At 61.8% G+C, this 20,421-nt stretch carries 22 protein-coding genes; 15 read left to right on the top strand and 7 right to left on the bottom strand.

Features of this window, described 5'->3' with window-relative positions:
• The first annotated feature begins 137 nt into the window (after window positions 1-137).
• The 3 genes from J3P92_RS19135 to J3P92_RS19145 all read left to right on the top strand — a co-directional run bounded on the left by J3P92_RS19135 (window position 138) and on the right by J3P92_RS19145 (window position 1,849).
• The gene (locus J3P92_RS19135) at window positions 138-281 is read left to right on the top strand and encodes a hypothetical protein (RefSeq protein WP_420765181.1); all 144 of its coding nucleotides are present in this window, start codon (window positions 138-140) and stop codon (window positions 279-281) included.
• Between the two features lie 37 nt (window positions 282-318).
• Complete coding sequence (locus tag J3P92_RS19140; RefSeq protein ID WP_434560259.1) at window positions 319-567, top strand: hypothetical protein; 249 nt, start codon at window positions 319-321, stop codon at window positions 565-567.
• A gap of 82 nt (window positions 568-649) precedes the next feature.
• The gene (locus J3P92_RS19145) at window positions 650-1,849 is read left to right on the top strand and encodes an MFS transporter (RefSeq protein WP_434648697.1); all 1,200 of its coding nucleotides are present in this window, start codon (window positions 650-652) and stop codon (window positions 1,847-1,849) included.
• On the opposite strand, the gene arfB is transcribed toward J3P92_RS19145, so the two are convergent.
• Window positions 1,846-2,259, bottom strand: coding sequence for an alternative ribosome rescue aminoacyl-tRNA hydrolase ArfB (arfB, locus tag J3P92_RS19150; protein ID WP_420765184.1), 414 nt, complete (start codon window positions 2,257-2,259; stop codon window positions 1,846-1,848). The genes J3P92_RS19145 and arfB overlap by 4 nt on opposite strands.
• Before the next feature lie 116 nt (window positions 2,260-2,375).
• A complete protein-coding gene (locus tag J3P92_RS19155) occupies window positions 2,376-3,794 on the bottom strand; it encodes an amino acid permease (RefSeq protein WP_420765185.1) in 1,419 nt (472 codons plus the stop codon).
• Between the two features lie 938 nt (window positions 3,795-4,732).
• Here J3P92_RS19155 and J3P92_RS19160 point away from each other — a divergent pair.
• The gene (locus J3P92_RS19160) at window positions 4,733-4,870 is read left to right on the top strand and encodes a hypothetical protein (protein ID WP_003178782.1); all 138 of its coding nucleotides are present in this window, start codon (window positions 4,733-4,735) and stop codon (window positions 4,868-4,870) included.
• Between the two features lie 84 nt (window positions 4,871-4,954).
• Window positions 4,955-5,917 carry a leucyl aminopeptidase gene (locus J3P92_RS19165; protein WP_434607375.1) on the top strand — a complete coding sequence of 321 codons (963 nt, stop codon included), beginning with the start codon at window positions 4,955-4,957 and terminating at the stop codon, window positions 5,915-5,917.
• A gap of 226 nt (window positions 5,918-6,143) precedes the next feature.
• Here the strand turns inward: J3P92_RS19165 and rluB are convergent, their stop codons facing one another.
• The 5 genes from rluB to J3P92_RS19190 form a co-directional block, all read right to left on the bottom strand.
• Entirely contained in the window at window positions 6,144-7,376 is a 1,233-nt protein-coding gene (gene rluB / locus J3P92_RS19170; RefSeq protein WP_420765188.1) for a 23S rRNA pseudouridine(2605) synthase RluB, read from the bottom strand.
• Between the two features lie 231 nt (window positions 7,377-7,607).
• Window positions 7,608-8,555 (bottom strand): SMC-Scp complex subunit ScpB, encoded by a 948-nt coding sequence (scpB, locus tag J3P92_RS19175; RefSeq protein WP_420765189.1) that lies wholly within the window; start codon window positions 8,553-8,555, stop codon window positions 7,608-7,610.
• An 11-nt stretch (window positions 8,556-8,566) separates the two neighbouring features.
• Window positions 8,567-9,265, bottom strand: coding sequence for a segregation and condensation protein A (locus tag J3P92_RS19180; RefSeq protein ID WP_186706403.1), 699 nt, complete (start codon window positions 9,263-9,265; stop codon window positions 8,567-8,569).
• Window positions 9,266-9,397: 132 nt separating this feature from the next.
• Complete coding sequence (locus tag J3P92_RS19185; RefSeq protein ID WP_039591791.1) at window positions 9,398-10,027, bottom strand: L-threonylcarbamoyladenylate synthase; 630 nt, start codon at window positions 10,025-10,027, stop codon at window positions 9,398-9,400.
• A gap of 13 nt (window positions 10,028-10,040) precedes the next feature.
• Window positions 10,041-10,904: a PHP domain-containing protein gene (locus J3P92_RS19190; RefSeq protein ID WP_434607379.1), complete on the bottom strand. Its 864-nt coding sequence runs from the start codon at window positions 10,902-10,904 to the stop codon at window positions 10,041-10,043.
• Between the two features lie 87 nt (window positions 10,905-10,991).
• On the opposite strand from J3P92_RS19190, the gene J3P92_RS19195 reads away from it, so the two are divergent.
• From J3P92_RS19195 to J3P92_RS19240, 10 genes are all read left to right on the top strand, one after another.
• Window positions 10,992-11,588 carry a septation protein A gene (locus J3P92_RS19195; protein ID WP_420765191.1) on the top strand — a complete coding sequence of 199 codons (597 nt, stop codon included), beginning with the start codon at window positions 10,992-10,994 and terminating at the stop codon, window positions 11,586-11,588.
• A gap of 1 nt (window position 11,589) precedes the next feature.
• Window positions 11,590-11,889: a YciI family protein gene (locus J3P92_RS19200; RefSeq protein WP_420765192.1), complete on the top strand. Its 300-nt coding sequence runs from the start codon at window positions 11,590-11,592 to the stop codon at window positions 11,887-11,889.
• Window positions 11,890-12,012: 123 nt separating this feature from the next.
• Window positions 12,013-12,423: a translation initiation factor 2 gene (locus J3P92_RS19205; RefSeq protein ID WP_420765193.1), complete on the top strand. Its 411-nt coding sequence runs from the start codon at window positions 12,013-12,015 to the stop codon at window positions 12,421-12,423.
• Window positions 12,424-12,430: 7 nt separating this feature from the next.
• A complete protein-coding gene (locus J3P92_RS19210; RefSeq protein ID WP_434560269.1) occupies window positions 12,431-13,108 on the top strand; it encodes a response regulator transcription factor in 678 nt (225 codons plus the stop codon).
• A 288-nt stretch (window positions 13,109-13,396) separates the two neighbouring features.
• Window positions 13,397-13,834, top strand: a complete 438-nt coding sequence (locus tag J3P92_RS19215) for a Spy/CpxP family protein refolding chaperone (protein WP_434648699.1) — start codon at window positions 13,397-13,399, stop codon at window positions 13,832-13,834.
• 68 nt (window positions 13,835-13,902) lie between these two features.
• Window positions 13,903-15,255 (top strand): sensor histidine kinase, encoded by a 1,353-nt coding sequence (locus tag J3P92_RS19220; protein ID WP_434560271.1) that lies wholly within the window; start codon window positions 13,903-13,905, stop codon window positions 15,253-15,255.
• 241 nt (window positions 15,256-15,496) lie between these two features.
• Window positions 15,497-16,924, top strand: a complete 1,428-nt coding sequence (locus tag J3P92_RS19225) for a di-heme oxidoredictase family protein (protein WP_434560273.1) — start codon at window positions 15,497-15,499, stop codon at window positions 16,922-16,924.
• A gap of 27 nt (window positions 16,925-16,951) precedes the next feature.
• The gene (locus J3P92_RS19230) at window positions 16,952-18,016 is read left to right on the top strand and encodes an imelysin family protein (protein ID WP_434648701.1); all 1,065 of its coding nucleotides are present in this window, start codon (window positions 16,952-16,954) and stop codon (window positions 18,014-18,016) included.
• 2 nt (window positions 18,017-18,018) lie between these two features.
• Window positions 18,019-19,116 (top strand): DUF1513 domain-containing protein, encoded by a 1,098-nt coding sequence (locus J3P92_RS19235; protein ID WP_434648702.1) that lies wholly within the window; start codon window positions 18,019-18,021, stop codon window positions 19,114-19,116.
• A gap of 155 nt (window positions 19,117-19,271) precedes the next feature.
• Window positions 19,272-20,420 (top strand): efflux RND transporter periplasmic adaptor subunit, encoded by a 1,149-nt coding sequence (locus J3P92_RS19240; protein WP_420765200.1) that lies wholly within the window; start codon window positions 19,272-19,274, stop codon window positions 20,418-20,420.
• The last annotated feature ends 1 nt before the right edge of the window (window position 20,421 follow it).

The raw sequence follows: 20,421 nt of genomic DNA on the forward strand, positions 1-20,421 counted from the left end.
CCTGTCCAGACAAGCCCATCGGTCGCTCCATCTGAATTTAAAAGTCTTTTTGTCATTTCTACTGGGGTATCCTGCCCAGGCTTTTTAAAAGCGCGGATCTACCAGATCTATCCAACAGACTTTGCGAGGAGCGCGATATGCACGAGATTCCTAATCTCCCCTTCCCTAGCCTGCACGAACCTGAGCAGACGACCCCGCTACAAGCCGGAGGGCAACCCGCCTCCCAGCAAACCGAGCCGCAGCAAGCCACTGAACGCCGTCAGGCCGACAGCGAAGACTGATCCACCCGCACCACCAGACTGTGTGGAAAGCGCTAAGATGCGCTTTCCACACCGCCTGAATCCGAGCCCCACCATGACCGACGAAACTTCCTCCTTCAGCCCGGCCCAGGCCAGCGTGTTGATCGGCACAGCCGAAAAAATGGTCGAGATCTGGACCCGCCTCTCTCCCGAGAAACAGGCCGCCCTGCTGGCGCGGTTCGGCACGCAGGAAAATGCCTTGGCCGCACTGGTCACCACGCACCTGGTCGCTGGCAAGACCACACCTGAATCTCCGTCCGGCAAATAGTTTTACTTTTCCACGCTCCATCCTGTCGGTCGCCGTTATCATAAGCAGCCTATCTATCCTGCTGCCCCGTGGACCTTCCCCCATGCCAGATTCCCAGCGCCCCATGGCGGTCACGCTGCAAGTCGTTTCCATTGTCCTGTTTACCTTCATCGGCTATCTGAACATCGGCATTCCCTTGGCCGTGTTGCCCGGATTCGTCCACGGTGAGCTGGGATTCGGCGCGGTGATCGCCGGACTGGTGATCAGCGTCCAGTATTTGGCTACTCTGCTCAGCCGTCCTTATGCGGGACGCATCATCGACAACCTCGGCAGCAAGCGCGCGGTCATGTTCGGCCTGGCCGGGTGTGGTTTGAGCGGCGTGTTCATGCTGGTTTCTGCCTGGACCGCCGGCATGCCGGTCCTGAGCCTGACCAGCCTGTTGATCGGTCGCCTGGTGCTGGGCAGCGCGGAAAGCCTGGTGGGCTCGGGCTCGATTGGCTGGGGCATCGGCCGGGTCGGCGCGGCGAATACCGCCAAGGTCATCTCGTGGAACGGCATCGCCAGCTACGGCGCGCTGGCGATCGGCGCGCCGTTGGGGGTTTGGCTGGTGAAATCCCTGGGGCTTTGGAGCATGGGCGTCAGCATCCTCCTGCTGGCCGTGCTCGGGCTGGCGTTGGCCTGGCCAAAAACCGCGGCCCCCATCGTCGTCGGCGAACGCCTTCCGTTCATGCATGTGCTGGGGCGAGTATTGCCCCACGGCTGCGGCCTGGCCCTGGGCTCCATCGGTTTCGGCACCATCGCCACCTTCATTACCCTGTATTACGCCACGCAGCATTGGGACAACGCGGTGCTGTGCCTGAGCCTGTTCGGTGCCTGCTTCATTGGTGCGCGCCTGCTGTTCGGCAATTTGATCAACCGCCTCGGCGGGTTCAGGGTCGCGATCGCCTGCCTGTCGGTGGAAACCCTGGGCTTGTTGCTGTTGTGGCTGGCGCCGGATGCGCAGTGGGCCCTGGCAGGCGCGGCGTTGAGCGGTTTCGGCTTTTCCCTGGTGTTCCCGGCGTTGGGCGTGGAAGCGGTCAACTTGGTGCCGGCCTCCAGCCGTGGAGCCGCGGTGGGGGCTTATTCGCTGTTCATCGATTTGTCGCTGGGCATCACCGGACCACTGGCCGGGGCAATCGCCGCCGGTTTCGGCTTTGTCTCGATTTTCCTGTTCGCTGCGCTGGCGGCCCTGGGTGGGCTGGGCCTGAGCGTCTACCTGTACCGGCAGGCCCCTCGCTACCGCGAAGAGCGGGAGAAGAACTAGAAATCCACCTTGCCGCGTCCGGCCTTGATCGAGCCGCGTTTGGTCTTGGATTCGAGGCGACGCTTTTTCGAGCCCAGGGTCGGTTTGGTCGGACGGCGTTTCTTTTCGATCTTGGTAGCGCTGAGGATCAGTTCGACAAGGCGCTCCAGTGCGTCCGCCCGGTTCTGTTCCTGCGTGCGGTACTGCTGGGCCTTGATGATCAACACCCCGTCGCTGGTAATGCGACTGTCGCGCAGGGCCAGCAGCCGTTCCTTGTAGAACTCGGGCAACGACGAGGCCGGAATATCGAACCGCAGGTGCACGGCGCTGGAAACCTTGTTGACGTTCTGCCCACCGGCGCCCTGGGCGCGAATGGCCGTCAGCTCGATCTCGGCGTCCGGGATGTGCACGGTATTTGAGATGACAAGCATGGAAAGTGTCCGGTGTCAGGGCCCACAGGATACCGCGAATTCCCAAGGCAACACCTGATCCCTGCCAGATACAACAAACCCGGCACTCGGCCGGGTTTGTCTTCTTTCAGCAGTGCTTACTTGGCGGCAGCCGCCACAGCGAGCTCATGCCGAGCCTCGCGCTTGTTCTTGATCACATAGCACACCCACATGAACACCACCCACACCGGAATCGCGTAGACCGAGATCTGAATGCCAGGGATGAGCAACATCACGCCGAGGATGAACACCACGAAAGCCAGGCAGACGTAGTTGCCATACGGATACCACAACGCCTTGAACAAAGGCGCCTGGCCAGTCTGGTTCATGTGCTGGCGGAACTTGAAGTGCGAGTAGCTGATCATTGCCCAGTTGATCACCAGCGTGGCGACCACCAACGACATCAACAACTCCAGCGCATGCTGCGGGATCAGGTAGTTCAGCAGAACCGCCACCAGCGTGATCGCCGCCGAAGCCAGGATCGAACGCACCGGCACGCCCCGCTTGTCGATTTTCGCCAGCGCCTTGGGCGCATCGCCCTGCTCGGCCATGCCCAGCAACATGCGGCTGTTGCAGTAGGTGCCGCTGTTGTACACCGACAGTGCAGCGGTCAGCACCACGAAGTTGAGGATGTGCGCCGCGGTGTCGCTGCCCAGCATCGAGAACACCTGCACGAACGGGCTGCCGCTGTAGGCGTCGCCCGAGGCGTTGAGCGTGGTCAGCAGGCTGTCCCATGGCGTCAGGGACAACAGCACCACCAAGGCACCGATGTAGAAGATCAGGATCCTGTAGATCACCTGGTTGATGGCCTTGGGGATCACGGTTCTCGGCTTGTCGGCTTCAGCCGCGGTGAACCCGAGCATCTCCAGGCCGCCGAAGGAGAACATGATGATCGCCATCGCCATGACCAGCCCGCTCACGCCATTGGGGAAGAACCCTCCGTGGGACCAGAGGTTGGTCACCGACGCTTGCGGGCCGCCGTCACCGCTCACCAGCAGATAGCTACCCAGGGCAATCATGCCGACAATCGCCACGACCTTGATGATCGCGAACCAGAACTCGGCCTCGCCGAAGACCTTGACGTTGGCCAGGTTGATCGCATTGATCAGGATGAAAAACGCCGCCGCCGACGCCCAGGTCGGGATATCGGGGGCCCAATAATGGATGTACTTGCCGACCGCGGTCAGCTCGGACATGCCCACCAGGATATACAGAATCCAGCAATTCCAACCCGACAGGAACCCGGCGAAACCGCCCCAGTACTTGTGGGCGAAATGGCTGAAGGAGCCGGCCACCGGCTCTTCGACGATCATTTCGCCCAACTGGCGCATGATCATGAAGGCGATGAAGCCGCAAATGGCATAACCGAGGATCATCGACGGGCCGGCTGATTTCAGCACCCCCGCCGAGCCGAGGAACAAGCCGGTGCCGATCGCGCCACCAAGGGCGATCAGTTGAATGTGGCGATTTTTCAGGCCGCGTTTCAGCTCGCCCGAATGCGAGTTTTGTCCACTCATGAAAAGGGTCTCACGCAAGGTTTGATGATGTTCGTTAGACGTTGCCGCTCGAATCGGATCTCAAGCAGCGCCGATCAAACCCCAGCGCAGGCACCAGGAATTCAGCGTTTTTACAACGGTCATGCGTCACCTGTTTGTTTTTATCTGTGACGAAATCGAACCCGACACGCTTGTGGCGTGGCGGAATGAACAAGGCGGATAACCTTGAAAATGCGTGGGTACGCGAAGGGTCACAGTAAAACGCGGCGCATTGTACACCGCTGACCCCCTGCTGCCAGACATCACCGGATCAGCGTGTCGTTTGCCGGGATCGCACGGGGCCGCCTCGAACGTGTCGGGCGGCTGCGAAAAGATGTCCGGGCTCTTGCGAGCCGTTGATGTGAGCGATGCAAAAAGCGTCACCACAGAAGAATGGAAACGGAGCTACGGCGTTCATTGCGCCTCCTTGTTGTTATTCGCCTGCACGACAGGCATGGGACGCATCTCACCCTTGAAGCGCCCGTGAAACAAGCGGCCCGGCGCCTTTCGAAATAGGAACGCCAAGCCGGCGCGGAAGTTTTTTCTTACAGCTGGGAGAAGCGCCGGGCATTGCCAGCGAGACGGGCAATCTCCGTAAGCATTTCTTTACAAGCCGTAACGCAAACTTTCCGTTCGGGAGGTTTTCGGAAGCTGACTGCAAATTGACGGTAGATAGCTGCCTAACCAAAAAGGAATGCCAGTCGGCTGTTTTGAAAGGGGTAAACCGGGTCGCAGAAAATGGAACAAAAAGTTCAAACGAAAAAAATAAAATAATTTTTTGCATTCCAAAAAACCGTCGACTAGGTTTTCAGCCACTTGCCAAGGCATCTTGCCGGCGAGTTTTTGCGGTGCCGATTCCGCCGGGCATGGCTCGCCGGATCGGCCCGCGTTTTCCGCAAAAGTCATCTAGGAGATTCACTATGCAAGCACTGGACAAAGACTTGGAAACCGAACTGCAACTGGACGAATGGTTCGAGGCACCGACCCATGAAGCCGCCGTTGAAATGATGCAAGCCGATGCCGTCGTTCCGTTCGGCACGGCGATGTGGCCTCTGTAAGCGATACCCGGCGGAGCTGATCCGGCCGGTCGGCTCCGCCACTTGCTGTCAGGACGCCAAATCAATCGTCAGGGAAGAATAAGCATGGACACACAACGAGCCATCTCACATTTCCTTTACTACCTCGAACATCATCCCGCCCTGGCCGGTATCCAGTCCGCCAAGGTCTTGCTCGGCCACACCGCAGACTACGAAGCGCTGGTCGCCAGCATCTCCGAACAGGCCGGCGCCTCGCCGTTCCGGTTCAGCACCATGCGCCTGGATCTTGAAACCACCGAGCGGCTGTCCCAAGCCATTGCCGACAGCGATCTGTACATTTTCTTCTACGACTCATCCACCCTTCCCAACCCGCGCCCCGATGGCCCGGACTTCGTCCGCGCATTGCAGGGAGTGATGGCGGACAACTGGAAGAAATCGCTGCTGTTCAAGGACTACGGCGAGTACTTCCATGACACCTTCAGCGTTATTCCCCAGCGCATCGCCGGGCTCAACAGCCACCTGATCCGCCGCATGTCCCAGGCCACCACGTTGAGCTTCGAGGACCACCACGGATCGTATTTCGACACCCCACTGAACAGTGTCAAGAAGTGGACGGACATCAACGGCGTCGGCAACTACGACCTTGCGCCTGGTGAAATCGCCACCCACAGCGACACCATCAATGGCCGTGTGAAGTTCGTCGGGACCTTCCTCAGCACGATCCCATTCGCCCGCAAATACGGCGTGCTGCAATCGCCATTGGAGCTGTGGATCGAAGATTCCACGATCCAGAAAATCGCCACCGATGTCCCAGGCCTGGAACACGATTTCAACCGGTACCTGGACGCCAATCCTTCCAACCGGCGCATCGAGGAACTGGGGATCGGCACCAACGAAGGGGTCAAGAGCCTGTACGCCCGCAATGCGGGTTTCGAGGAGCGCCATTGCGGCTTGCACCTGGGCCTCGGTGGAGGGGCCAAGGGTAGCCATCATCTGGATCTGATTTTCGAAGGCGGTGTGCTGGCGCTGGATAACGAGCCGATGTTCGACGGGCGGTTTGTGCTTTAGGCTGAAATTGATCGTGGGGCTGCTGGCGCCATCGCGAGCAAGCTTGCTCCCGCAGTTGATCATCAATGAACCATGGGGCTGTGCTCGACGCGGTCCTTGTGGTAGCGAGCCTGCTCGCGAAGGCTGACTCAAAGGCATCACATCACTAAAAGCCAGGCAAAAAAAAACGCCAACCCAACGGTTGGCGTTTTTCCTTGCAGCTAAAAGCCAGAAGCCCGCAGCTGTTTTACTCCGGCTTACGACGCCCAAACCCCGGACGCTGTCCCGAACCCGCCGGCGCACCACGACGCTTGCCCGACGGTGCATCGCGATCGGCCAGGATGATGCCCGGACGCTTTTTCGGCGCAGGCTTGGCCGGACGCTTGGTGTCGGCCGGGCGATCCGCGACGGGCGTACCACGGCCAGCCGGGGCGCGGCCTTCGCCACGCTCGGTACGACCGTTGGCCGGACGCGGTGCGCGAGGGCCACGCTCGCCGTCCTGGCGAGGTGCTGGCTTGCGTGCGGGGCGCTCGCCTTCGATCTGCGGCTCGCGAGAAGGACGCGGGCCGGTCGCTACGCCGTCGGCCGCCGGGCGCAGCGTACGCACGCGCTCGGTCTTGCCCATCGGACGCGAGGATTTGCGCTGCATCCGCTCCAGCTTATCCTTGCTCTTGGCGGTCATCTGCGGCATCGCCACAGGCTTGAGCCCCACTTCGGCCGCCAGGATGTCGACTTCCTGTTGGGTCATTTCACGCCAGCGACCCATCGGCAGGTCGGAGTTGAGGAACACCGGGCCGAAACGCACGCGCTTCAGGCGGCTGACCACCAGTCCCTGGGATTCCCACAGCCGCCGCACCTCACGGTTGCGACCTTCCATCACCACGCAGTGGTACCAATGGTTGAAACCTTCACCGCCCGGCGCCTGCTTGATGTCGGTGAAACGCGCGGGACCGTCTTCCAGCACGACGCCGGCCTTGAGGCGCTCGATCATCTCGTCGTCGACTTCGCCACGCACACGCACGGCGTATTCGCGGTCCATTTCGTAGGAAGGGTGCATCAGACGGTTCGCCAGCTCACCGTCAGTAGTGAACATCAGCAAACCGGTGGTGTTGATGTCCAGGCGGCCGATGTTGATCCAGCGGCCTTCCTTGGGGCGGGGCATCTTGTCGAACACGGTCGGACGGCCTTCCGGGTCGTCACGGGTGCAGATTTCGCCGTCGGGTTTGTTGTACATGATCACGCGGCGCACCGTTTCGGCGGCCTCTTCACGCTTGATCACCTTGCCATCGATGGTGATGGCGTCGTGCATGTCGACGCGCAGGCCCAAGGTGGCGTCTTTGCCATTGACCTTGATGCGGCCCTGGGTGATCCACGCTTCCACGTCACGGCGCGAACCGACGCCGATGCGGGCAAGGACCTTCTGCAGCTTTTCGCCTGCTGGGCCGATTTCCTGGCTGTCGTTCTGGTCTTGGTCGTTCATTTCTGGGCACCTCCCGGTGTGGTCGAGCCAGGCTTGGCCTGGCACTTGAAAACAGGTCGTTCGGCGAAGGGATCGCCAAAGGGTCGCGAATCATACGCTCGTTGAGGTGATTGCGCATCAGAGACTAGCTGATCTGAATGCACGCAGCGTTTTTTCCGCTGATCGGTGGTGTGCAGGTCGGTGGAGTCTCATCGCTCCCACAGGGTGACAGCGGTGTGTCAGTCGATAGATTCAATCCTCAAACTGACGCCGTTCGTTTTCGATCGCTTCAGCCAGGGCGCGGGCTTCGGCCTCCTCCTCGCTCAGTTCGGGTTCCGGCGGCGCAAGGGCGGCGACGGCGGCCAGCAGTTTTTCCCGGGCCTCGGCAACGCCGAGAATGTCCCCTTGGGGCTCTGGCTGCGGCGCGTGCTCGGTTTCACTCAACAGCGGCGTCGGTTCATCCGTCTCCTCCTCAGGGGCCGGACCTTCACGCAGCAGGTCGTCGAAGTCGGTCTTAAGGCCCTCCTCCATGCTGTCCAGTTCCAGGAGCAACGAATGGAAACTGGTCTCTTCCTTCGGTTCCTCCGGCTCGGCACTGGCATCGGCCAATTCCTGCAGGCCCTGGGGCACTGGAGCATCGTCGAATTCCAGCATCGGCTCGGGTTCCAGCTCACGCAATTCGGCCAGCGGCGGCAAGTCGTCGAGGTTCTTCAAGTTGAAATGATCGAGAAAAGCCTTGGTGGTGGCGAACATTGCCGGCTTGCCCGGCACGTCGCGATAGCCGACGACGCGGATCCACTCGCGCTCCAGCAACGTCTTGACGATGTTGCTGTTGACCGCCACGCCGCGCACGTCCTCGATCTCGCCGCGCGTGATCGGTTGGCGATAGGCGATCAGCGCCATGGTTTCTAGCAGCGCCCGGGAATAACGCTGAGGCCGCTCTTCCCACAGGCGCCCTACCCACGGGGCAAATTTCTCACGGATTTGCAGGCGGTACCCGGACGCCACCTCCTTAAGCTCGAAAGCCCGACCCTCGCAGGATTTGCCCAACAGCGTCAGGGCTTTTTTGAACACGGCGGGCTCGGGCCGCTCGCCTTCTTCGAAGAGTTCGAACAGCCGCTCCATCGATTGCGGCTTTCCAGAGGCCAACAGGAAAGCTTCAAGCAACGGCGCCAGCTCGCGGGGTTCAGTCAGGTTCATTGATTTGCTCGTTATTCGGCTCGGGCTCGCACATGGATCGCTGCGAACGGCTCATTCTGCACCAGCTCGACCAAGGATTCCTTGACCAATTCCAGGACTGCCATAAACGTTACCACCACGCCCAGCCGCCCCTCTTCGGCGGTGAACAGCTCGACGAAGGGCACAAAACCGCCGCCCTTGAGCCGCTCCAGCACATCGCTCATGCGCTCGCGGGTGGACAGCGCCTCGCGGCTGACCTGGTGACTTTCAAACATATCGCCCCGGCGCAGAACCTCGGCCATGGACATCAACAACTCTTCGAGGCTGACGTCGGGCAACAACTTGCGCGCCCGCGCCTCGGGGGCATCGAGCTTGGGCACCACCACATCGCGCCCCACCCGGCTCAAGCCGTCGATGCCTTCGGCGGCCGCCTTGAAGCGTTCGTATTCCTGCAAGCGGCGGATCAGCTCGGCCCGGGGATCGTCTTCTTCCTCTTCGACCTCGGCCGAGCGCGGCAGCAGCATGCGTGACTTGATCTCGGCCAGCATCGCCGCCATCACCAGGTATTCCGCCGCCAGCTCCAGACGCACCGATTGCATCAACTCGACGTAACCCATGTACTGGCGGGTGATTTCCGCCACGGGAATGTCGAGGATATTGATGTTCTGTTTGCGGATCAGGTACAGCAGCAGGTCGAGCGGGCCTTCGAAGGCTTCAAGGAAAACCTCCAGCGCATCCGGCGGAATGTACAGGTCCAACGGCATTTCCATGACCGCCTGGCCGTAGACCATGGCGAACGGCAACTCCTGCTGCGCGCCGGCCTGGCTGTCTACGCTGTCGACAACCGTTTCCACCACCGACATTCAGGCCTCGACCATGAACGGCGTCGGATCACCGCAACCGACGCGCACCACTTGCGGCTCGCCGTCAGCCAGATTGATCACGGTGGACGCTTTCATGCCACCGGAACCGCCGTCGATGATCAGGTCGACCTGGTGTTCGAGCAACTGGCGAATCTCGTAGGGGTCGGTCAACGGATCGGTCTCGCCGGGCATGATCAGTGTCACGCTCATCAAGGGCTCACCCAGCTCCGCCAACAGCGCCAGCGCAATGGGATGGCTTGGCACCCGAAGGCCGATGGTGCGCTTTTTCGGGTGCAGCAGCAGCCGCGGGACTTCCCGCGTGGCATTGAGAATGAAGGTGTACGGTCCCGGTAAATGGGCCTTGAGCAAGCGGAAGGTGCCGGTATCGATCTTGGCGAACAACCCCAACTGTGAAAGATCGCTGCAGATGAGCGCGAAGTTGTGCTTGTCATCCAACTGACGCAGGCGTCTTACCCGCTCGACGGCGTTTTTATCGCCGATCTGGCAACCAATGGCGTAGGACGAGTCGGTGGGATAAACCACTACGCCACCGCTACGGATGATTTCCACCGCCTGTTTGATCAGGCGCGCTTGCGGGTTTTCCGGATGAATCTGGAAAAATTGACTCACGTGTTCTACCTGTTCAGACGTCAGCGATAACGGGATCATGTTTGAATCTACACCATAGTGGTGGCAGATCTTCCGGCAAGGGGCGGTATTCGCCAATCTCGGACCAGCCCCCCGGGCCATGGAAATCGCTGCCGGCGCTCACCAGCAGTCCAAACTCCCGGGCGAGGATCGCCAGGCTGCCGACCTGTTCGGCCGGCTGATGGCCATTGACCACTTCGATGGCATGGCCCCCTGCTTGAATATAGTCGGCTATCAGGCGCCGGCGTTTGCTGCGGGTGAAATCGTAGTGCCAGGGATGCGCCAGGCTGATCCAGGCTCCGGCGGCCCGCAGCGTCCCGACCGTTTCCTCGAGCGTCGGCCAATGCTGCTTGACGTCCCCCAGCTTGCCGGCCCCCAGCCATTTGCGAAAGGCTTCGGCGCGGTCCTTGACGAAACCTTCGCGCACCATCCAGTCGGCAAAATGTGGCCGGGCCGGCGCGTTGCCGCTATCGCCCAGCTCTTGCTGGATCTGCCGGGCGCCTTCCAGCGCACCGGGCATGCCCTTGAGGGCGAGCTTGCGGCTGATTTCTTCGGAACGCAGCCAACGACCGTCGCGCAGCTCGACAATGGCCTGGACCAGGGACGGTGCGTTGACATCAAAACCGTAGCCCAGCACGTGGATGGTCGCTCCGCCCCAGGTACAGGACAATTCGACCCCGTTGACCAACTGCATGCCCAAGGCGGTCGCGGCGCTACGCGCCTCATCGAGGCCTTCCAGGGTATCGTGGTCGGTCAGGGCCAGGACTCGCACGCCGTGCTCGTACGCCCGCGCCACCAGAACCGCAGGCGCCAGGGCGCCATCGGAGGCCGTGCTATGGCAGTGCAAATCAACATTCACGAGACTTTGTTACCTCAAATCAGCTGGCCCTATCGCGGCCAAGGATGTTTGTTATTATGCCGCCACATCCTGCTCCTGGCTGCCACTGTGAAACAATTCATCGATTTCATCCCGCTCCTGCTGTTTTTCATCGTCTACAAGCTTGATCCTCGAACCGTCGACATTGCCGGTCACTCCTTGACTGTAGGTGGTATCTACAGCGCCACCGCGGTGTTGATCATCAGCTCCCTGGTGGTCTACGGCGCGCTGTTCATCTCCCAGCGCAAGCTGGAGAAAAGCCAGTGGCTGACCCTGATTGCCTGCCTTGTATTCGGCAGCCTGACCTTGGCCTTTCACAGTGAGACCTTCCTTAAATGGAAAGCCCCGGTGGTCAACTGGCTGTTTGCCCTGGCCTTCATCGGCAGTCACTTCATCGGTGATCGCCTGTTGATCAAGCGCATCATGGGGCACGCCATCAACCTGCCAGAAGTGATCTGGACCCGCTTGAACATCGCCTGGATCGCATTCTTCCTGTTCTGCGGCGCCGCCAATCTGTTCGTTGCGTTCACGTTCCAGGCGTACTGGGTCGACTTCAAGGTCTTCGGCAGCCTGGGCATGACGTTGCTGTTCCTGATCGGCCAGGGGATCTACCTGTCCCGCCATCTGCACGATGCCGACCCCACCACGCCAAAAACCGAGGACTGACATGCTCTACGCAATCATTGCTACCGATGTTGCCGATTCCCTGGAAAAACGCCTGGCCGCCCGCCCCGAGCACCTGGAGCGCCTGCAAAAGCTCAAGGCCGAAGGTCGCGTCGTGCTGGCCGGGCCGCACCCTGCGGTGGACAGCAACGACCCAGGCGCCGCCGGTTTCACTGGCAGCCTGATCGTGGCGGAGTTCGACTCGCTGGCCGCCGCGCAAGCCTGGGCCGAGGCCGACCCGTTCGTGACGGCCGGCGTCTATGCCAATGTCATGGTCAAGCCGTTCAAGCAAGTCCTGCCGTAACCCTCCGGGCGCGATGAGCCGTCCTGGCTCATTGCGCTCATTTGCTCATTCGCTCATTGTTCTCGTCGGCCTGCCGACAACCTGTCTAATCAGCCTAATCTCGATTGGAATTCAGGAGTTGCAATGCGCAAAGGTCCGTTGTGCCTGTTGTTGGTCACGTTAGCGATCGGGGCGCCCGCCCACGGCGAGGAAAGCACGGAGGCCGCTCATTCGGCGCCCTTGTCCTTGAGCGCGGGTGGCCATATCACCGAACTGCAGCAACGCTTGAAAGACAGCGAGCGCATGCGTGAAGAACTGACTCAACAACTGCAGAACGCCAACGGCGAGCGCGAAACCGCGCTGGTGGGACGGCTGCGTCAGGAAAACCAGCGCCTGAGGCTGCAACTCAAGGAAGCCCAGGCCAACCCCCTGCCACGCCTGCTGACTGACCAACAGCAATGGTTCGTCATTGGCGCCGGGGTAGCGCTATTGGCCCTGCTCTGCGGTATCTTTGCCAGCGGTGGACGTAGACAACGTCGGCAATGGCTAAATTGAGTGAGTCATGAGCGAGCTGTTACTGATAGATGATGACCAGGAGCTGTGTGAGCTCCTTGGCAGTTGGCTGGGCCAGGAAGGTTTCCAGGTCCGTGCTTGCCACGATGGCCTGAGCGCCCGCAAGGCCCTGGCCGAAACCGCCCCCTCGGCGGTGGTGCTGGATGTGATGCTGCCCGACGGCAGCGGCCTGGAACTGCTCAAGCAACTGCGCAACGATCACCCGGAGCTGCCGGTGCTGATGCTCTCGGCCCGTGGCGAGCCGCTGGACCGCATCCTTGGCCTGGAGCTGGGCGCTGACGATTACCTGGCCAAGCCCTGCGACCCACGGGAACTGACCGCCCGCCTGCGGGCCGTGTTGCGTCGCAGCCATCCGGCGGCGGTTTCCAGCCAGATCGAACTGGGTGACCTGACCTTCAGCCCTGTGCGGGGGGTGGTCAACATCGATGAACAGGAACAAACCCTCACCGTATCTGAAAGCCGCCTGCTCGAAGCGTTGCTCAAGCAGCCGGGCGAGCCCCTGGACAAGCAGGAGCTGGCGCAGATCGCCCTGGGCCGCAAGCTGACCCTGTACGACCGCAGCCTCGACATGCACGTAAGCAACCTGCGCAAGAAAATCGGCCCCCACCCCGACGGCAGGCCGCGCATCGTGGCCCTGCGTAGCCGGGGGTATTACTACAGCCTTTGAACACGGCTTGAACCAAGAGACATGGCTAACCCTGTGGCGAGGAAGCTTGCTCCCGCTCGGTTGCGCAGCAACCGCAAGATCTTTGGAGCCGCTTCGCCCGAAGCGTCGGACCGGCCCAGCGGGAGCAAGCTCCCTAGCCACGGGGATTATGTTCAGACTCCGAGATTTGTCAGGTCTGCACAAAAACGTCTTTACCCAAGCTTTACCCACCCCTGACCGCCGCTGACCTTGATCTCCGTAATCTGCACACATCCGGAACTGACCGGGAATGAGACAAGGAGAGACACCATGCGCAAGACCCTTACCGCCCTGCTGTTCGCCGCTGCCCTGCCGACCGTCGCCATGGCCATGCCCGAAGGTCCAGGCCCGATGGGCCCGATGGATGGCCCGCGCTACGGCGGCCAGATGCACGATAAAGGCCCGTACAGCCAACTGGACCTGAGCCGTGAACAACGCCAGCAGATCCGCCAGATCATGGGCGAGCAACGCCACGAGCAACGGGAACTGGTGGACAAATACCTGGCCAAGCTCTCGCCAGCCGACCAGAAAGCCATGAAAGATGAAATGGACGCTCGGCATCAGAAAGTCGATGCGCAGATCCGCGGTCTGTTGAAACCCGAGCAGCAAAAGGCGTTTGATGCGCTCCAGAAAAAACGCGCCGAACGTCGGGCCGAGTGGGCCGAATTCAAGGCCTGGAAAGCGCAACAGCCGCAAAAAGCGCAATAATGCACTGAAGCACCATCAGCCCAACGGCACATCGCCGTTGGGCTTTCTTTGTTTTCGAGGATAACTCCGTGCGTTCATTGTTCTGGCGCGTCCTGGCCAGCTTCTGGTTGGCCATCGCTCTGGTGGCGGGACTTTCGATTCTCTTGGGCCATATGTTGAACCAGGACGCCTGGATCCTCAGCCGCCATCCGGGCCTCAACACCCTGGCCGAAGAGTGGACGCAGACTTACGAAAGCCAGGGCGAAGATGCCGCCCAGGACATCCTCAAACAACGCAAGCGCGAGTATCACGTCGATGTCCAGGTGCTCAACGAAAGCGGCGACCCGGTGGTGCGCGGCACGTTCCCACATCGGGCCGCTGCCTTCGAGGCGCGACAGAACAACGACGAACGCCGCCTGCCCTGGCGGCGCCTGACCGACGAATTCACCAGCGCCAAGACCGGCGACACCTATCTGTTCATCTATCGCATTCCCCACCCCGAATTGGACGCCTGGCATCGCGACAGCCTGCTCTGGCCCCTCAGCGCCTTGGCGATTGCGCTGGTGGTGCTGACCCTGTTCAGCCTGCTGGTGACGCTTTCCATCACCCGGCCGTTGAGCCGGCTGCGCGGCGCGGTGCACGATCTGGGACAAGCGACCTACCAGCAGAACAGCCTCGCCAAGCTGGCCAACCGACGGGACGAGTTTGGCGTGTTGGCCACCGATTTCAACCGCATGGGTGCGCGCCTGCAGAGCCTGATCGCCAGCCAGCGCCAATTGCTGCGCGACGTGTCCCATGAACTGCGCTCGCCCTTGGCCCGACTGCGCATCGCCCTGGCGCTGGCGGAGCGGGCCAGCCCCGAAGAGCGCGAAAAACTCTGGCCGCGCCTGACCCGCGAATGTGATCGCCTGGAAGCGCTGATCAGTGAAATCCTGGTTCTGGCGCGGGTCGATGCCGACAACGCCAGCGCCGAAGAAGTTGATCTCAACGGTCTGCTGATCAACCTGCAAAAAGACGCCCAGATGGCTTCACCGGAGCAGATCGTGCAGTTGGAAACGGAACCGGGCCTGACCCTCAAGGGCTGGCCGACCATGATCGAGCGGGCCGTGGACAACCTGTTGCGCAATGCACAGCGCTTCAGTCCCAACGGGCAGCCCGTTGAAATGCGCGCGGTGCGCCAGGGGGAACGAATTCTTATCAGCGTGCGCGATCACGGGCCTGGCGTGGAGGCGGAGCATCTGGGCCAGTTGGGCGAACCGTTCTACCGCGCCCCCGGCCAGACCGCCGCTGGCCACGGCCTGGGCCTGGCGATCGCCCGCCGCGCCGCCGAGCGCCATGGCGGCACGCTGGGACTGGCCAACCATCCCGAGGGCGGATTCATTGCGACGCTGGAATTGCCGTTGGTGCCAGGGGCGGTGGTCTCCCCTACAGAACAACAGTGAACCCGTGGCGAGGGAGCTTGCTCCCGCTCGGCTGCGCAGCAGTCGCAAACCGGTTGGCTGGATTTACCTGTTGCACCGCGGCGCCTGGTTTTGGGGCTGCTTCGCACCCCAGCGGGAGCAAGCTCCCTCGCCACAGGAATCAAGTGCACCCCGATCAAACCAAACGATAATTCCTCTTATTCAAACTGCCCCGCCCTGTTAGACTTTGCGCCCGCGTTTCACTCGTCCCGCAGGATTTCCGATGTTGTCGTTGCCTCTTCGCTTATGCGCTCTGTTCCTGGCCCTGGGCCTGAGTGCCTGCGATGACGCCCCGCGTTTCACCCAGGCCGAACCCGGCGAAGCCAAGTCCGGCGGCGGCGCGACGGTGCGCAAGGCTGATCAGAACGCGTTCTCCCTGCCTTCGGCCAACCTGCCCCCCTCGCGACGCGTGGATTTCAGCGTCGGTAACAGTTTCTTCCGCAGCCCGTGGGTGATTGCGCCCTCGACCACGACCGCCCGCGACGGCCTCGGACCGCTATTCAATACCAACGCCTGCCAGAATTGCCATATCAAGGATGGACGCGGCCATCCACCGGCACCCGATGCGAGCAGCGCGGTATCGATGCTGGTGCGCCTGTCGATTCCTGACGCGCCCCCCTACGCCAAGGTCATCGAGCAGCTCGGCGTCGTGCCGGAGCCGGTCTATGGCGCGCAATTGCAAGACATGTCGGTTCCTGGCGTCGCGCCGGAGGGCAAGGTACGAGTCGACTACACCCCGGTGCCGGTGCGTTTTGCCGACGGCACCGTCGTGGAGCTGCGCAAGCCGGCCTTGCAGATCACTCGATTGGGTTATGGCCCGATGCACCCCGACACGCGTTTTTCGGCCCGCGTCGCCCCGCCCATGATCGGCCTGGGTTTGCTCGAGGCCATCCCTGAAGACGCCATCCTGGCGAATGCCCAGGCTCAGGCGCGGGCGAAAAACGGTATCGCCGGCCGTCCGAACATGGTCTGGGACGATGTCCAGCAAAAGGCCGTGCCGGGGAGGTTCGGCTGGAAGGCCGGCCAGCCGAACCTCAATCAACAGAACGTTCATGCATTTTCCGGGGACATGGGCCTGACAACCAGTCTGCGGCCGTTCGACGATTGCACCGAGGCCCAGGCCGATTGCAAACGCGCGCCCAACGGCAACGGCCCACAGGGCGAGCCGGAAGTCAGCGATAACATCCTGCGCCTGGTGTTGTTCTACAGTCGCAACCTCGCGGTGCCGGCCCGCCGCGATGTGGATTCGCCCCAGGTGCTGGCGGGCAAGAATCTGTTTTTCCAGGCGGGCTGCCAATCCTGCCACACCCCCAAATACACTACGTCCGCCAATGCTGCCGAACCGGAGCTGGCGAACCAGGTCATCCGCCCCTACACCGACCTGCTGCTGCACGACATGGGCGAAGGCCTGGCTGACAACCGCAGCGAGTTCAAGGCCAGCGGTCGTGACTGGCGGACCCCGCCGCTCTGGGGCATCGGCCTGACCGAGACCGTCAACGGCCATACCCAATTCCTGCATGATGGTCGCGCCCGCAACCTGCTCGAAGCCGTGCTGTGGCATGGCGGCGAAGCCCAGGCGGCGCAGCGACAGGTTCTAGCATTCAATGCCGAGCAGCGCGCTGCGTTGTTGGCTTTCCTGAATTCTCTTTAAACTTGATTTCCGAAACGGGAGCCCGACATGTTCCGTCCCAAGCTGTTATTCACCAGTCTCGCCGCCATCGCCCTCGGCGCTTGCTCGCCCCAGGACCCGCAGGCGGTCACGTCGGCCGCCATTGCCAAGCAGGTGATCCTGCCGACCTACAGCCGCTGGGTCGAAGCTGACCGGCAGTTGGCGACCAGCGCCCTGGCGTTCTGCCAAGGCAAGGAAAACCTGGAAACCGCGCGCGCCGATTTCCTCAAGGCGCAAAAAGCCTGGGCAGAGCTGCAACCGCTGCTGATCGGTCCGCTGGCCGAGGGCAACCGCGCCTGGCAGGTGCAATTCTGGCCCGACAAGAAGAACCTGGTCGGTCGCCAGGTCGAGCAATTGGTCAACAGCCAGCCGCAGATCGACGCCGCCGGCCTGGCCGAGTCCAGCGTGGTCGTGCAAGGGCTCTCGGCCTATGAATACCTGTTGTTCGACGCGAAAATCGACATGGCCGACAGCGCTCAGAAAGCCAAGTACTGCCCGCTGCTTACCGCCATCGGCGAACGTCAGAAGCAACTGGCCGAAGGAATCCTGTCGGGCTGGAACAGCAACGACGGCATGCTCGCCCAGATGAGCAAGTTTCCCAACCAACGCTACGCCGATTCCCACGAAGCGATCGCCGATCTGCTACGGGTCCAGGTCACTGCGCTGGACACCCTGAAGAAAAAACTCGGTACGCCGATGGGCCGCCAGAGCAAGGGCGTGCCGCAACCATTCCAGGCCGACGCCTGGCGCAGCCAGTCTTCGCTGCAAGGGCTGGAAGCCAGCCTGAAAGCCGCCAGGACCGTGTGGGCCGGCGTCGACAACAAAGGCCTGCGCGGCCTGCTGCCAAGCGACCAGAAACCGCTGGCCGACAAAATCGACGCTGCCTACGACGCGTCGCTGAAGCTTTTTGCCAGCAGCCAACGCTCGCTTACCGAAATGCTCGGCGACGACGCCGGGCGCCAGCAACTCAACGAGTTGTACGACAGCCTCAACGTCGTCCACCGCCTGCATGAAGGCGAATTGGCCAAGGCGCTGGGCATTCAACTGGGCTTCAACGCCAACGACGGTGACTGATCATGTTTCGACGTCAGGCTCTGGCGCTCGGCAGCTTGCTGCTGGGCGCGGTTACCCTGGGCGGCTGGACGCTGTTCAAGCAAAAGGACAAGAGTCCGCTGCTGCTTTCGGCACGGGACGATGGTGAAGGCAATCACTTCGCCGTCGGCTATCGATTGGACGGCACCCGGGTGTTCGCCACCCAGGTCGGCCAGCGCTGCCATGACATCATCAATCACCCGACGCTGCCGATCGCGTTTTTCGTTGCCCGCCGTCCAGGCACCGAAAGCTATCTGATCGAGCTGCGCGACGGCAGGCTGCTACAAACCATCGCCTCGCGGCCGAACCGGCATTTCTACGGCCATGCGGTGATCCACAAGGGTGGCGAATGGTTGTACACCACGGAGAACGACACTCGCGATCCGGGCCGCGGCCTGCTGGGCATGTACCGCTTCGAAGGCGAGCGGCTGGTGCACAGCGGCGAAATTCCAACCCATGGCATCGGTCCTCATCAGGTGTCGTGGATGCCCGACGGCGAGACGCTGGTGGTGGCCAACGGCGGCATCCGCACCGAGGCCGAGAGCCGGGTCGAGATGAATCTCGATGCCATGGAACCCAGCCTGGTGCTGATGCAGCGCGACGGCACGTTGTTGAGCAAGGAAACCCTCCCTCAGCAAATGAACAGCGTGCGCCATTTGGGCATTGCCAGCGACGGGACCATCGTCTCCGGCCAGCAATTCATGGGGGCGGCCCACGAGCCGTCGGAACTGCTGGCGATCAAGCGCCCGGGCCAACCCTTCAAGGCGTTCCCGGTGCCCGAATACCAATTGCAAGCCATGGGGCACTACACCGCCAGCGTCGCCGTGCACAGCGAACTGCGCCTGGTGGCCCTGACGGCTCCACGGGGCAACCGCTTTTTCATTTGGGACCTGGATAGCGGCGAGGTTCGCCTGGACGCGCCTTTGCCGGATTGCGCCGGAGTCGGCGCGGTGGCCGACGGCTTCGTCGTGACGTCGGGCCAGGGGCGCTGCCGCTACTACGATTGCCGTCAATCACAATTGGTTGCAAAACCGCTGGACCTGCCGGCAGGGCTCTGGGACAACCATTTGCACCTGGCCTGAGCGAGGGAGCGAAGGGCGTCGGTGCAAGGCGCCCTGATTTTTCGGAACAATCCTACACCCCACCGACCCTAGAGCATCTGGAATACCCCGCGCACTCAGAGTAATGTGCCCGCCTATCTGTATTTTCTCTCAGCTCTTTTCCAAGGAAGTGGAACATGCTGCGACGCCGCATGCTGATCATGTTGGGTGTTGTCCTGCTGGTGGTGCTGTTGCTGGCAGGCTACAAGGCCTTCTCCATCTACCAGCAAATCCAGATGTTTTCTGCCCCGAAACCACCAGTCAGCGTTGCGGTGGCCAAGGCCACCGAGCAGCCCTGGCAGTCTCGCCTGCCCACCGTCGGCAGCCTCAAGGCCTCGCAAGGCGTTGACCTGAGCCTGGAAATTGCCGGGACCGTACAAAAGCTTCAGTTCGAATCGGGGCAGAAGGTCAAGGCCGGCCAACCGCTCCTGCAACTGGACACCGAAGTCGAAAGCGCCCTGCTGGAAACCGCCCAGGCGGACCTTGGCCTGTCGCAGCTGGATTTCGGCCGGGGCCGGCAACTGGTAGGCAGCCAGGCGATTTCCAAGGGTGAGTTCGACCGGCTCTCAGCCCAGTTGAAGAAAAACCAGGCCACGGTCAACCAGCTCAAGGCCTCGCTGGCAAAGAAACACATCGTCGCGCCGTTCAGTGGCACCATCGGCATTCGCCAGGTGGACATCGGCGATTACCTGGCCAGCGGCACGGTGATCGCCACCCTGCAGGACCTCAGCAGCCTGTATGTGGATTTCTATGTCCCGGAACAGTCGGTGCCTCGACTCGCCGTGGCCCAACCCGTCAATGTCAATGTCTCGGCCTACCCAGGCCAGACGTTCGTCGGCACCATCAGCGCCATCAATCCCAAGGTCGAGGACAGCACCCGCAACGTGCTGGTGCGCGCGACCCTCGCCAACCCCGACGGCAAGCTGCTGCCCGGCATGTTCGCCGACCTGCAGGTGATCCTGCCGGACGTGGCTGCCGGGATCGTCGTACCGGAAAGCGCCGTGACCTACACCCTCTACGGCAACTCCATGTACGTAGTGACCCAGAAGAAAGCCGCCGACGGCAATGTCGAGAAAGATGACAAGGGCCAGCCGGTCCTGATTGCCGAGCGCCGCTTCGTCGAAACGGGAGAGCGCCGGGACGGGCAAGTCCTGGTGACCAAGGGCCTGCAAAGTGGCGAGGAAGTGGTCATCGGCGGCCAGATCAAGCTGGACAACGGTACGCCCGTCGCCATCAGTGACGACAAGACCCTGACCGAACAGAACAGCTCGCCGCGCGCGGACTGAT

The organism is Pseudomonas sp. D3-27, from assembly GCF_051132165.1.
Lineage (GTDB): Bacteria > Pseudomonadota > Gammaproteobacteria > Pseudomonadales > Pseudomonadaceae > Aquipseudomonas.

Bases quoted from the DNA above. Each gene is read 5' to 3' on its own strand.
- J3P92_RS19230 (WP_434648701.1), top strand. From the start codon at position 16,952: ATGTTCCGTCCCAAGCTGTTATTCACCAGTCTCGCCGCCATCGCCCTC.
- J3P92_RS19135 (WP_420765181.1), top strand. From the start codon at position 138: ATGCACGAGATTCCTAATCTCCCCTTCCCTAGCCTGCACGAACCTGAG.
- J3P92_RS19240 (WP_420765200.1), top strand. From the start codon at position 19,272: ATGCTGCGACGCCGCATGCTGATCATGTTGGGTGTTGTCCTGCTGGTG.
- J3P92_RS19155 (WP_420765185.1), bottom strand. From the start codon at position 3,794: ATGAGTGGACAAAACTCGCATTCGGGCGAGCTGAAACGCGGCCTGAAA.
- scpB (WP_420765189.1), bottom strand. From the start codon at position 8,555: ATGAACCTGACTGAACCCCGCGAGCTGGCGCCGTTGCTTGAAGCTTTC.
- J3P92_RS19165 (WP_434607375.1), top strand. From the start codon at position 4,955: ATGGACACACAACGAGCCATCTCACATTTCCTTTACTACCTCGAACAT.
- J3P92_RS19205 (WP_420765193.1), top strand. From the start codon at position 12,013: ATGCGCAAAGGTCCGTTGTGCCTGTTGTTGGTCACGTTAGCGATCGGG.
- J3P92_RS19160 (WP_003178782.1), top strand. From the start codon at position 4,733: ATGCAAGCACTGGACAAAGACTTGGAAACCGAACTGCAACTGGACGAA.
- arfB (WP_420765184.1), bottom strand. From the start codon at position 2,259: ATGCTTGTCATCTCAAATACCGTGCACATCCCGGACGCCGAGATCGAG.
- J3P92_RS19235 (WP_434648702.1), top strand. From the start codon at position 18,019: ATGTTTCGACGTCAGGCTCTGGCGCTCGGCAGCTTGCTGCTGGGCGCG.
- J3P92_RS19225 (WP_434560273.1), top strand. From the start codon at position 15,497: ATGTTGTCGTTGCCTCTTCGCTTATGCGCTCTGTTCCTGGCCCTGGGC.
- J3P92_RS19215 (WP_434648699.1), top strand. From the start codon at position 13,397: ATGCGCAAGACCCTTACCGCCCTGCTGTTCGCCGCTGCCCTGCCGACC.
- J3P92_RS19200 (WP_420765192.1), top strand. From the start codon at position 11,590: ATGCTCTACGCAATCATTGCTACCGATGTTGCCGATTCCCTGGAAAAA.
- rluB (WP_420765188.1), bottom strand. From the start codon at position 7,376: ATGAACGACCAAGACCAGAACGACAGCCAGGAAATCGGCCCAGCAGGC.
- J3P92_RS19145 (WP_434648697.1), top strand. From the start codon at position 650: ATGCCAGATTCCCAGCGCCCCATGGCGGTCACGCTGCAAGTCGTTTCC.
- J3P92_RS19210 (WP_434560269.1), top strand. From the start codon at position 12,431: ATGAGCGAGCTGTTACTGATAGATGATGACCAGGAGCTGTGTGAGCTC.
- J3P92_RS19140 (WP_434560259.1), top strand. From the start codon at position 319: ATGCGCTTTCCACACCGCCTGAATCCGAGCCCCACCATGACCGACGAA.